Here is a 12,806-nt window from a genome sequence, read left to right as displayed (position 1 = left end):
GAATTATATAGATTTCATAGGAATAGAGATGATATTATTTTTGGGAAGGAGGGGACGTTATGAAAAAACTTATTTTAATTTCAAGTCTAGTACTTGCAGTCGGTCTAGGAGTAGGGTGTAGTAATGAGGAAACAAAAAAGACTGATGAACCGAAAAAAGAAGCTGTGCAGAAAGAAAAGGAATTAACAGCGAAGGATGTTTTCAATAAAGCGAATGAAGCTTTTAAAAACGAAGAAAATGTAACGATGACATATGATGTGGGAATAAAGGCTGAAGGAACAGAGATGAATGTAATGAAGGCCAAAATGCAACTAGAGCCGAAGAAAAAAAACTCTCGTTCTGAAATGAATGTTTCTGGTACAGAGGTTATTGTTTATGATGTAGGTGGCAAAATTGCTGGTCAGGTGAAAAATCCTAATACGGGTGAAGTGATGTCTGTACCAGAGGAACAATTAAATGCTAACGGAATGAACGCGACTCAAGGAATGGTAGATAATTTAGAGATTCCATCGGAAATTTTAAATAAAGTGAAGATGGAGAAAAGTGGAGATAATTATAAGCTGAAGTTTGCATTAAAAGGGCAAGAGACAGAGAGTATGCTAGCTAGTATGGATGAAAAGCAGAAACAAATGCTACAAGGCCAAAATGCAAAGATAGAAGAAATAGATGGGGAATATATTATTACAAAAGATTTTAAATATGAATCAGCAAAGATAGATATGGTTATGAGTAGCAATGGTAAGGATAAAGCGCACATTATTACGGATGCAAAGTTTACATCGTATGATAAATTTGATCCAATACAATTGCCAGCAGCAAAGTAATCACTGTCAAGAGAGGTACCTGAAAGAACGGGTATCTCTTTTTGTTGCTAATAAGGAGAGTGTCCTTTGAAAAAAAGAAAGATAGCAGTGGTCATTGTCGCATATACGGTTTTGCTTGCAACGTCTGTACATACGTATAAAAAACAAATTGATCATCCTATTATGAGTGATGTAGGTAAATTGCTTCCGACAAAAATAAAACGTGTTGAAAGTGCTACGGAAGAGCACTCGTTAATAAAATTAGTGCGAGATGCAAAAGTTTCAGGAGAGAAAATTTCCATTGCAGGCATGCAACATAGCCAAGGAGGACAGACATATTATCCGAATGGCACGATGCTCGATATGAAAGGATATAATAAAATATTAGAATTCGATCCAGAGAAGAAGCGGATTACAGTTCAAAGTGGTGTCACGTGGAATGATATTCAGAAGAAAATAAATCCATATGGCCTTGCAGTACAGGTCATGCAGTCTCAAAATATTTTTACTGTTGGTGGTTCATTAAGTGTAAATGTACACGGGCGTGATATTCGTCATGAGGCACTAATTGATACAGTAGAGTCATTCAGATTGTTAATGGCAGATGGCACGGTACGTAATGTAAGTAGAGAAGAAAATGTAGAGTTATTTCCATATGTCATTGGTGGTTACGGTTTATTTGGAGTTATTTTAGATGTGACGCTGAAGTTAACAGATGATGAATTATATGAAATGCACACGAGAATGATAGATTATAAAGAATACGCATCTTATTTCAAAGAGAAAGTGAAAAGAGATGAGAATGTTCGTATGCACTTAGCGCGTATTTCTGTTGCTCCAAATTCATTTTTAAAAGAGATGTATGTGACGGATTATACTTTGGCACAAAATCAAAATATGAGAGAAGAGTACAGTGAATTAAAGGAAGAAAATATTATAGCTGCACCTAAATTTTTACTTGGGTTATCACGTTATAGTGATTGGGGAAAGAATACATTTTGGGATATACAAAGAGGTTATTTTGAACGTACAGATGGAAAGTATGAGACGCGTAATAATGTTATGAGATCAGATAGTGCTTTTATGGAATATGAAAATCCAAATAGGACCGAAGTGTTACAAGAATACTTTGTGCCTATAGATGCTTTCACGGAGTATATAGATGATTTACGTAACGCATTAAATGAAGAAGAGTTTAATTTACTCAACATTACGATTCGTTACGTGGAAAAGAATGAAAATGCAGTTTTGTCCTATGCGAAAGATGATATGTTTGCGCTGGTTCTTTTGATTAACCAGGGACGCTCAGAGAGTGAGATAAAGAAAACAGAGGATGTCATTCGGAAGATGATTGATGTTACTTTAAAGCATAACGGTAGTTACTATTTGCCGTATTATTCTTATCCAACGAAAGAGCAGTTAAAGAGGGCATATCCTCGTATTGAAGAATTTCTCAAGAAAAAGAAGGAAGTAGATTCAGAAGAGAGATTTGTGAATTTATTTTATAGGGAGTATACGAAATGACATATAGAAGATTTGTGGCTTCGCAAAGTATCATCATGATGGCAGGAAGTATGGTATTTCCTTTTTATATATTATTGCTTCGAAACGTTGGAAATAGCTTCTCGCAATTTGGCTGGGCGTATGGCTTATTTGCTTTAACATCAGCACTTGTATATCCACTAGTGGGAAAGATATCTGATCAAGTAGGTGATAGAAAATTATTAATAATATACGCTTGGTCCATGGCAATCTTAATGCTTTGCTTTCCGATTGCCACGGAAGTATGGCATGTGTATATTCTTCAAATTGTAATGGGAGTTTTAGGTGCTGTGCAGCGTAATACTGAGAAGACTTCATTAGCACGAAAGGTTGCGCAGGAAAAGGCTGGTTATGAGATTGGAAAATACCATGTGTGGACATCCATTGGCGGAGCAGTAGCGGTTATTGCCACGGGATATTTAGTAGATTTCTTTACGATTGGTACAATTTTTTATATTGCATCTATTCTATATGTAGTGAGCGGGATTGTATTAAGTAGTAAAAAAATATAACTATTCCTATTTTCACCTTAATACCCTTTATTTGTTATACTAAAAGGGAATACAAAAGAAAAGGGGACAGTGCCTTTGATGAAATTTGTAGTTTTAGCTATTCTTACTTTGTTTTTGATTCCATGGACAAGAAGCAGTAGTAAGCTTCGGGCAGTGGATAAGAAGGGAGATAAGAAGGTTGTAAAGGGTAAGAAATCATCTATTTTAGTTATTCCTGTTTTATTTTGGATAGGTATTGCAATCTATGAATACTTTTGGCTAATTGATGATCGAGTAGATTCGATTCTTACTCATTATTCTGTTGCAGTAGCAATTTTAATTGGGCTTGTTTTATTTTCACAAGATCAAATAGGGAAATTAGAAGGTACGCTAAAAGGACTTCTAATGTTTATTTTACTCGCAAGTTACGGCTACTTTGGTTATTTGCACGATATAGTAATCTCGCAAAAGAAATATGATTCTGTTGTTAAGGTAGAGAAAGATATTTCAGAGCCATTTACTGAAAATGACCAGCCGTTTACAGTGCCGCCAAAGACAGCGGAGAATAAGATGAAAAAAGTATTTGGTGATATTCCGAAAGTAGCTTATTTTGAGCTAGGAGAATTAACGCCACAAATGGTAAACGGCGAAGCTTTATATGTAGCGCCGATTGAAGTTTCAGGATTTTTTAAAGCGCGTAAAGCTGAGACAATTCCAGGGTATGTAACGATGTCAGGTACGAATCCTGATGCGGAAGCGAAACTGCACCTCGGTTATAAAATGAAATATGTGCCAAGCATGTTTTTTGGTAATAAGTTAGAGCGTGTGGTAAGGCAAGCAGAACCAAATTTAATCTTTAAAGGAAAACCTAAATTTGAGGTTGATGATCAAGGAAAACCATATTATACAATGACGTATGGTGAATTTATTTCAGGAAGATCTGGATTTGAGGTAGAAGGTGTTGTCGTAGTAGATGCACAAACAGGTGAAGTGAAAAGATATGATAAAGGAAAGGCACCTAAATTTGTTGATGGTGTATTAAATCATGAGACTGCATCTACGTTAAATACGTACTTTGGTAAATATATTCACGGATTTTGGAATACGAAATTCTCACAAACAGATATGAAAATTCCGACTGAGTGGGGAACGAAAGAAGGCGTGACCCCGATCTTTGGTAAAGATGGAACACTGTATTATTTTACAGACTTTACTTCTCCAAAAGAAGGAGTAGATTCAGCCCTAGGCTATTCATTAGTAGATGCACGCACAGGCAAGCTATATTACTATAATGGAAAAGAAGTAAAGGGGATTATGGATGGTTCAGCAGCTACAGAAGTAGTAGATAATTCCTTTAAGAGAGAGAAATGGCATGGGACAATGCCTGTCATTTATAACGTATACGGAAAACCAGCTTGGATTATTCCGGTTGTTGATGACGGAGGCCTAGTACGTGCACATACAGTTGTATATGCTGCTAATGCAAAAATATTTGCGACAGGTTCTTCGCAGAAAGAAGCGCTTGAGAATTATAAAAACGTAATGAGTGGTAATGGTGATACCTTTAGACCAACCTCAACAGGAAAAGAAGCGCAAAAAGAAGGTATTGTACAACGTGTATATAAAGAGAAATCAGGTGAAAATACAATCGTGTACGTACTTTTAGAGAATGAACAAAAGGTATTTATGATACCGGTGAAGAAATTCCCGTATGCTATGTTTACAGAAGTAGGAGACCCAATTCAAATTACATATTTAGATACAGGAGAGACGATGGCCTCGGTATCTAAATTTACGAATAGCAATGTGAAAAAGTAAAGCGATAGAATTTCTATCGCTTTTTTTTACATTATGAAAGAGGAAAATGCGCTGTACTTGACGTATGTTTATGATGTAACTATAATTGTTACGATTCAGTGTATATAGGAAAGGGTGAATTGAAAAAGTGAATGAAGTTAATCACGAAATATATAAACCTGTAAAGGCAAACAGGTTATGGATGATTCTTGTATTAGGAACACTTACGGCGATTGGGCCATTATCTATTGATATGTATTTGCCTTCATTACCGAAGTTAACGGATGACTTGCAAACAGGTGCATCCCTAGCGCAGCTTACATTAACAGCTTGTTTGCTTGGGTTGTCAGTAGGACAATTATTTGTTGGCTCAATTAGCGATATTTACGGAAGACGCAAACCACTTATTATTGCTCTTATTATTTATGTTGCTTCTTCTTTACTTTGTGCTGTTGCGCCATCTATTTGGACATTAGTATTATTGCGCTTCCTACAAGGAGCTTCAGGATCAGCCGGGATTGTTATATCACGTGCAATGGTACGTGATATGTACTCAGGTTCTGAAATGACGAAGTTTTTCTCACTGCTTATGTTAGTAAACGGAGCAGCACCTATTTTGGCACCAATTATTGGAGGGCAATTATTACAGTTTACAACGTGGCGCGGTGTTTTCATCGTTCTTGGAGCAATTAGCGTATTCATGTTAATCTCGGCTACTTTTGTATTGCGTGAAACATTACCTCCTGAAGAAAGAGAAACGGGTGGTTTGTCAGGGACTTTGGCGACGTACGGAAAATTGTTAAAGGACCGTCTGTTTATGGGATATGCATTGTCACAAGGATTAGTAACAGCGGCAATGTTTGCATACATTTCGGGCTTACCATTTGTGTTGCAGAACATATACGGAGCATCGCCACAGCAATTTAGTTTATTCTTTGCGATTAACGGCATCGGTATTATTATTGCTAGTCAGGTAACGGGTCGTTTAGCGGGGAAAGTGAATGAGAAGACATTATTTGTTGCTGGTATTATTATCGCAGCTGTTGGTGGCCTATCTTTACTACTGACAATCGCACTAGGAATAGGTTTAATCGGTGTTTTATGTTCGTTATTCCTTGTTGTATCAAGTGTCGGGGTTGTATCAACAACTGGGTTCTCATTAGCGATGAGAAATCAGAAGCAAGCTGCAGGAACAGCGTCAGCTTTATTAGGCTTATTACAGTTCATTTCAGGAGCGCTTGTCGCTCCGCTAGTAGGTGTTGGTGGGAGTAATACAGCGTTACCGATGGGTGTTGTTATTGCGCTTTGTGAAGTAGGAGCAGTATTATGTTATCTATTTATGGCCAGAAGAAGCGAGAAGCAGTTTGAACTGCAACAAAGACAAAATTTAGAGGCTTAACAAAAAGAACTGATTCAAAGGGAATGTTTGAATCAGTTCTTTTTTTCATTTTTTTGAAATACCTCATACATATTATTCATGATCGTATCATATAAAACAGCAAGTTTATCCCACACCCAGCGATTACTATCGACTTCTTTTTCCCCGCAGTCGATAATATCGGTATGGTCCGTAATTTTATACGCTTTTTTAACGATAATAGGAGCAATCTTCGGTATACGTGGGATTTCTTTTAAGATATCTGCGAAGTTTCCAATGTAGACATGACCGATGATTTCGATTGTTAATGATTTATCCGATATATTTAGCACGGTATGAAATTGATTTGTATGTTGTTGTTTTAAATATTGAGCTAACTTAAATGGAGCATGCTTCTTCTTTAATATGCGGCGAAGGCTCTCTGTATTTTCGATATGAAGTGATTTTTCGCGAATAAGGACACGAATATCTTCTCCCATAAAAGGCATTGTGTTGTACATAGATGATTCTCCTTAAAAACTTACATATGTTTGCGTTATGCATATGTAAGTCTAGCATGGTTTGTTCTTTATGTGTGCTTACAGTTTTGTAAGGTGATGTAGTAAAGCATTGCAAAAGTTATTTGTATAAAGTGACGATACTGTGACAAACATGTTGGTATATATATTACGATGTCGTCTTAAGTGTAAAAAGTAGGGCGTTCTCGGTATAATAACAAGTGGAGATAAAAGAAACTATAATGAGTAATAGCTGTAGATAAAAGGAGAAGAAGAGATGAAGAAGGTTTTGGGTATTGCTGTAATGGGAAGTATGCTCCTTCTAGCAGGGTGTAATGGAAATAAAGATACGAAAGAAACGAAAGAAAAGGTAGAGCAATCTGCTGAACAAACAGAAGAGATGAAAGAATACCTTGCAGTACATGAAAAATACGATATAAAAATGAATAAAGAAATTAATAAAGCACTGCAGTTATTTGAAGTGGCAAAAGAAAAGGGCGGTAAGGAAATAACGAATGCTACATATAAAGAAGATGTGCAAAAGGTAACAACGAGCATGTTAGAAGATATTGATCATATACGTAAAGAAATTCGTGTGCCGAAGTCGAAAGAGCAAGAACATGAAGTATATGTTGGTTTCTTGAATGAATCGGAACAAGCGATGAAAAAATTACAGAAGTTAGCTAAAGAAGAAGATTCATCGTTGATTCGTGATATAGAAATTAATTTTGCAACAGCATCGACATACTATAAACGTTTTCAAGCAGAAACGAAAAAATAACCTTGCCTGTGCAAGGTTATTTTTTCTTCTTACCATCTCCGTCTGCATCCTCGGATACTAATATTTTCTGTTCTTCGTGAAATTCGGAAATAGTTTGCCCGGTAATATTATCGAAAGGGGTATAAGAAAGAAGTGATACGTTTCTTTTTAATAAAGAGTTTATAGAAGCCGATGATGACAAGTATAACGATAGTTAAGGATAATCCTATAGTAGCAAGAAGTAAGGGATCCATCTTATAACTCCTTTAACATCATTTCTTGTTATGATAAGCCGAAAACTGTAATTTCGATAAAAGAATTAAAAACTGATTTTTCTAAATTTATCCAATTTGATTGACTTTTCAATTTTTCAGAATTATAATTCGAAATATACAATTTGAACCAAATAATAATATAGCAATTTACTTATCCAGAGAGGTAGAGGGACTGGCCCTATGACACCTCAGCAGCGGGTTCTGTAATAGGAACACCGTGCTAATTCCAGCAAGCAAGTCTTGAAAGATAAGTGATGGGCCTTTGTTTGTTAAGCCTTGATCTTATTTTTTAAGATCAAGGCTTTTTGTATTCTGAAAAGAGAAAAGGGAGTAATGGAAAAAGTACATTCATAAAACAAAGTAAATTCATGTGTTTAGGGGGTTATTGAAGTGTATGTAATTAAAAAATTATCGGTTATGGTGTTCACACTATGGGTTATTACGACAGTGACATTTCTAATTATGCATATTATTCCGGGAGATCCATTTTCATCAGATGCAAAAATCTTTCCTGAAGAAGTGATCCAAAACATGAGAGCGAAGTATCACCTTGATGAACCGTTATGGAATCAATATGTTGCTTATTTAGACGGTGTAGTTCATTTTGATTTTGGTGAATCTGTTCAATCAACCGGGCAAGGTGTATCAGAAATTATAACAACTGGCTTTGGTCCATCAGCAATTATTGGTCTACAAGCACTTGTTATTTCATTGTTGGTAGGAATTGCGGCAGGGATATTTGCTGCTCTATATCATGGGAGAGTAATTGACTATAGTGTGAGTTTGCTCGCAATTCTAGGTATTTCTATTCCAAGTTTTATTTTAGCACCACTATTTATACAAGTATTTGCTATCCAATTTGAGTTTTTACCAGTAGCCTCTTGGGGAACATTCGAACATACGGTATTGCCATCCTTTGCATTAGCGTTAGGGCCAATTGCAGTTATTACAAGGTTTGTTCGTTCTAATATGATCGAAGTACTGCAGAGTGATTATATTAAGCTAGCAAGAGCAAAAGGTATACCAATTAAGAAGATTATTATAAGACATGCTCTTCGAAATGCGATTGTTCCAGTACTTACATTTGTGGGACCGTTAATGGCTGGACTTTTAACAGGGACTTTCGTTATTGAAAAAATCTTTTCAATTCCTGGCCTAGGAAAATATTTCGTAGATAGTATTTTTAACCGAGACTATCCGGTGATTATGGGAACAACGATTTTCTATAGTGCATTATTAATTGCTTGTATTTTTATTACAGATATTATTCACCGCATTGTTGATCCGCGTATTCGTTCTATTACATAAGGAGGGGGGATATTTAAATGGGAGCTTATGAAATTAATGAACAGTTATTAACGAAAGAAGAGAAAAAAGAATTAACGATAAATAAAAATCAGCAAACGATTAGCAGAAAGAAAGAAGTGTTTCGTAAGTTTATATCGAATCCAATCGCAGTTTTAGGAACAGTGACGTTATTGCTAATTATTGTTTTCTCGCTTATTGGCGAAAGTTTAACTTCATTTACTGCGAGTGAACAAGTAAAAGAGGCAACAAATTTACCGCCGAGTAGTGAACATTGGTTTGGAACAGATGATCTAGGGAGAGATATTTGGGCACGTACTTGGGCTGGTGGGAAGATTTCACTAACAGTTGGATTAGTAGCAGCTGCCCTCGATATAGGGCTTGGTGTACTAATTGGTGGATTTAGTGGATATGTGAGAGGGCGTAATCGCCTTGGAACGTTAATTGATGAGTGGATTATAAGAGGAATTGAAGTATTATACGGCATCCCATATTTATTAATTGTTATTTTACTATTAATTGTTATGAAACCAGGTCTTTTCACCATTATTATCGCCCTTGCATTAACGGGATGGATTGGAATGGCTCGTCTCATTCGAGCACAAGTATTGTCTTTAAAACAACGAGAGTTTGTTATTGCAGCAGAGCGATTAGGTACATCACATATGAAAATTATATATGGGCATTTAATTCCGAATTTAACAGGGATTATTATCGTAAATTTATCATTTACAATTCCAGCAGCTATTTTTTCAGAATCATTTTTAAGCTTTATAGGACTTGGAGTACAATCACCAGCGGCAAGTTGGGGGACGATGACGAATGATGCACTTGGGACATTATTGAGCGGAGAATGGTGGCAGCTATTTTTCCCGGCAATCATGATTGCACTCATTATGTTCGCATTTAATGCAATTGGTGATGGTTTGCAAGATGCGATTGATCCAAAAATCGTCAAACGGAATCGAAAGGAGAAAAAACATGGCACAAATCTTATCTTTAGAAAACGTAACGTTAGCCGTTGAAAAAGAGAATAGTAAGCAAGCGATTGTGAAACATGTTTCCTTTTCTATGAACGAAGGTGAAATAGTTGCACTTGTAGGAGAAAGTGGTTCAGGAAAAAGTGTCACAGCACAATCCATTATCGGCTTGAATCAAGAATCAATTCATATCGATGATGGAAATATAGCTTTCCAAGCAAAGGAATTAACGAATTTACAAGAGTCAGAATGGAATCAAATTCGCGGAAAAGATATTTCCTTTATATTTCAAGATCCGCTTTCATCTTTAAACCCAACGATGAAGGTAGGCAAACAAATTACAGAAGTAGTTTTGCAACATGAGAAAAAATCGAAAAGAGAAGCAAAGGAAATTGCGATTAACTTGTTAACAGATTTAGGGATACATGAAGCAAAGAAACGCTTTGAACAGTACCCACATCAATTAAGCGGAGGTATGAGGCAGCGTATTTGTTTAGCAATTGCGTTTGCTTGTCATCCAAAGCTTGTAATTGCAGACGAGCCGACAACAGCGTTAGATGTAACGATTCAGAAACAAATTATGGGGCTATTAAAAGAAAGAAAAGAAAAACAAAATACGAGTATTTTATTAATTACACATGATTTGGCACTTGTACGTGAAGTAGCTGATCGAGTAGTTGTTATGTACGGGGGACGTGTCGTTGAAAAAGGAACGATACAGGAGGTAATAGGTTCTCCTAAACATCCATATACGAAAAGTTTATTACAAGCAATTCCGAATATGGATGATTCCGAAAAGGTATTACGTGCTATAGAAGGAACGACACCTTCCATTGAAACATTAAATAGCTTTGGTTGTCCCTTTGTAAATCGTTGTCCAGTAGCGATAAAAGAATGTATTCATCGTTTCCCAGAGAGAACAACATATTCTAAGGAGCATAGTTCACATTGTTGGCAGCATGTTCTAGAGCATAATAAAGCGAAATCAAAAGAGAAGGTGAATGCCTCATGACGACAGATTTAATTACTGTAAAGCAAGTAATGAAAACGTACGGAAGTAAAAGTAAAGAAATCACAGCGTTAAAAGACATATCACTTTCTATCCCGAAAGGAACAACACTTGGCATTATTGGTGAAAGTGGTTCAGGAAAAACAACACTTGGAAAGCTCATAGCAGGGATTGAGAGTCCAACGTCTGGTGAAATTGATTATAACGGTCAAGTCGTTCACAAGCTGAAGTCAGCTCATAAGCGAGAGTTTTTACAGAAAGTACAGTTCATTTTTCAAGATTCTACAGCTGCATTAAATCCGCGCTGGAAAGTACGCGATAGCGTAACGGAAGGTTATATTTCATTCGGTTTAGGTGATAAAGGGTTGAAGGATAAAGTAGCAGGTGATGCGCTAGAGCGTGTTGGATTAGATAGAAGATATATTGATCGATATCCGCATGAATTTAGCGGAGGACAACGTCAACGTATCGCTATTGCAAGAGCGCTATTATGTGAGCCAGAAGTATTAATTCTTGATGAACCAATTTCGGCATTAGACGTTTCATTGCAAATTCAAATTGTACATCTGCTGCAAAAGATTCAAAAGGAGCAAGGCTATACATATTTATTCATCGCGCACGATTTACCGATGGTTCACTATTTATGTGAAAAAGTAGCTGTCTTATACAAAGGAGAACTTGTTGAATTTGGAAATACGGACGAAGTGTTCCGTAATCCACAACATTCTTATACAAAAACATTATTAGCATCAACACCAAAAATTTCGGGTTAAAGGAGAATGTAGGATGAAGAAGTTTTTACTGTTTGTCATTATGACTGTTTTAGCGATTACTTCGGTCGCTTGCGGTAAGAAAGAGACGCAAAAGGCGAGTGCCGGTAAGGGAGAAGGAGATCGATTAGTAACGAATATTAGTAGTGATCCATATACACTTGATTCTGCTATTGCAACAGATAGCACGTCAGGTTATATAATTGGGCAGTTGTTTTCAAGTTTATATACGCAAGATAGTGATGGGAAATATCAAAATGAATTAGCAGAGAAAGAAGAAGTAAATGCTGATGGAACTGAATATACAATCCATTTGAAGAAAGATATTAAATGGTCAGATGGTTCTCCTATTACGGCAAATGATTTTGAATTTGCATGGAAGCGATTGTTAAATCCGAAAACGGGTTCTATGAATGCGACAGAAATGTATTTCATTAAAGGGGCAGAGGCATATAATACTGGAAAAGGTGAAGAGGGACAAGTTGGTATTCAAGTCGTTGATCCTCAAACATTAAAGGTAACTCTTGAACATCCAGTTGCTTCTATTAAACAAAAATTAGCAAGCTCATTATTTATTCCATTAGCTAAAAAGTCGATTGATGATAATAATAAATTAAAAACAGATCCAAAAGAGTTAATTACGAATGGACCATTCACGTTAAAAGAGTGGAAGCATAACCAGGCTATTACAGTACAAAAAAATAAAGAATACTACGATAAAAAGGTAACTCTAAAAGAAATTGAGTTTCGTATTATTCCAGACTCTAAAACAGCGTATCAATTATTTAAATCAAAAGAATTAGATTTACTAAGTGGTTTACCACAAGAGATGATTGAAAAAGAAAAAGGAAATAAAGAATATAAGCGTGTTGCAGGATTCTCATCTTATATTTATTCGTTTAACGTAGAAAAAGAGCCGTTTACAAATGCGAAGGTACGTAAAGCATTTTCATTAGCGGTTGATCGTAAATTTATCGTTGAAAAATTGTATAAAAATAATGCGCAAGAAGCATATGCATTCGTTCCAGAAGGAGCAAAAACACAAAGTGGTCGTGATTTCCGTAAAGAAAAAGGTGATTATGTTAAATTTGATCCAGCAGAAGCGAAAAAATTACTAGAAGAAGGTATGAAAGAACAAGGGTGGTCTATATAAGTTCCGTTTAATGTTTTAACATCGATAAAAGTGTCTATACTGCTTA

Annotated in this window: 11 protein-coding genes, 2 pseudogenes and 1 riboswitch; of the genes and pseudogenes, 11 read left to right on the top strand and 2 right to left on the bottom strand. The window is 36.1% G+C overall.

Translation table 11 applies throughout. The features are described from left to right. Positions 1-59 precede the first annotated feature (59 nt). From ACODS7_RS21610 to ACODS7_RS21590, 5 genes are all read left to right on the top strand, one after another. Complete coding sequence (locus ACODS7_RS21610; RefSeq protein ID WP_016083999.1) at positions 60-824, top strand: DUF6612 family protein; 765 nt, start codon at positions 60-62, stop codon at positions 822-824. A 66-nt stretch (positions 825-890) separates the two neighbouring features. After that, complete coding sequence (locus ACODS7_RS21605) at positions 891-2,327, top strand: FAD-binding oxidoreductase (RefSeq protein ID WP_016083998.1); 1,437 nt, start codon at positions 891-893, stop codon at positions 2,325-2,327. Beyond that, entirely contained in the window at positions 2,324-2,857 is a 534-nt protein-coding gene (locus ACODS7_RS21600) for an MFS transporter (protein WP_016083997.1), read from the top strand. Before ACODS7_RS21605 ends, ACODS7_RS21600 begins: the two co-directional genes overlap by 4 nt. A gap of 78 nt (positions 2,858-2,935) precedes the next feature. Further along, positions 2,936-4,654: a DUF3981 domain-containing protein gene (locus ACODS7_RS21595; RefSeq protein WP_016083996.1), complete on the top strand. Its 1,719-nt coding sequence runs from the start codon at positions 2,936-2,938 to the stop codon at positions 4,652-4,654. A gap of 118 nt (positions 4,655-4,772) precedes the next feature. Further along, on the top strand, positions 4,773-6,032 hold the full coding sequence (locus ACODS7_RS21590) for a multidrug effflux MFS transporter (protein WP_243168858.1): 1,260 nt from the start codon (positions 4,773-4,775) through the stop codon (positions 6,030-6,032). Positions 6,033-6,064: 32 nt separating this feature from the next. On the opposite strand, the gene ACODS7_RS21585 is transcribed toward ACODS7_RS21590, so the two are convergent. Beyond that, a complete protein-coding gene (locus ACODS7_RS21585; RefSeq protein ID WP_029441437.1) occupies positions 6,065-6,511 on the bottom strand; it encodes a hypothetical protein in 447 nt (148 codons plus the stop codon). Positions 6,512-6,785: 274 nt separating this feature from the next. Here ACODS7_RS21585 and ACODS7_RS21580 point away from each other — a divergent pair, with 274 nt between their 5' ends. Continuing rightward, positions 6,786-7,289, top strand: a complete 504-nt coding sequence (locus ACODS7_RS21580) for a hypothetical protein (RefSeq protein ID WP_029441438.1) — start codon at positions 6,786-6,788, stop codon at positions 7,287-7,289. Positions 7,290-7,305: 16 nt separating this feature from the next. Here the strand turns inward: ACODS7_RS21580 and ACODS7_RS21575 are convergent. After that, positions 7,306-7,522: pseudogene (locus tag ACODS7_RS21575) on the bottom strand (DUF3951 domain-containing protein). A gap of 169 nt (positions 7,523-7,691) precedes the next feature. Next, a riboswitch (SAM riboswitch) is annotated at positions 7,692-7,797 on the top strand. 136 nt (positions 7,798-7,933) lie between these two features. On the opposite strand from ACODS7_RS21575, the gene ACODS7_RS21570 reads away from it, so the two are divergent. The 5 genes and pseudogenes from ACODS7_RS21570 to ACODS7_RS21550 form a co-directional block, all read left to right on the top strand. After that, positions 7,934-8,851 (top strand): ABC transporter permease, encoded by a 918-nt coding sequence (locus tag ACODS7_RS21570; protein WP_243168856.1) that lies wholly within the window; start codon positions 7,934-7,936, stop codon positions 8,849-8,851. Between the two features lie 17 nt (positions 8,852-8,868). Beyond that, positions 8,869-9,873, top strand: coding sequence for an ABC transporter permease (locus ACODS7_RS21565; RefSeq protein ID WP_016083992.1), 1,005 nt, complete (start codon positions 8,869-8,871; stop codon positions 9,871-9,873). After that, the gene (locus ACODS7_RS21560; protein WP_243168857.1) at positions 9,830-10,840 is read left to right on the top strand and encodes an ABC transporter ATP-binding protein; all 1,011 of its coding nucleotides are present in this window, start codon (positions 9,830-9,832) and stop codon (positions 10,838-10,840) included. The genes ACODS7_RS21565 and ACODS7_RS21560 overlap by 44 nt, the downstream gene beginning before the upstream one ends. Next, positions 10,837-11,610 (top strand): ABC transporter ATP-binding protein, encoded by a 774-nt coding sequence (locus ACODS7_RS21555; RefSeq protein ID WP_016083990.1) that lies wholly within the window; start codon positions 10,837-10,839, stop codon positions 11,608-11,610. Before ACODS7_RS21560 ends, ACODS7_RS21555 begins: the two co-directional genes overlap by 4 nt. A 13-nt stretch (positions 11,611-11,623) precedes the next feature. Then, positions 11,624-12,754 (top strand): annotated as a pseudogene (locus tag ACODS7_RS21550) (peptide ABC transporter substrate-binding protein); the annotation flags it as partial. Between the last annotated feature and the right edge of the window lie 52 nt (positions 12,755-12,806).

It is taken from the genome of Bacillus sp. FG16 (assembly GCF_057809515.1).
Note: the sequence above shows the minus strand (reverse complement) of the source record. Positions and strands in the feature narration are given on the sequence as shown.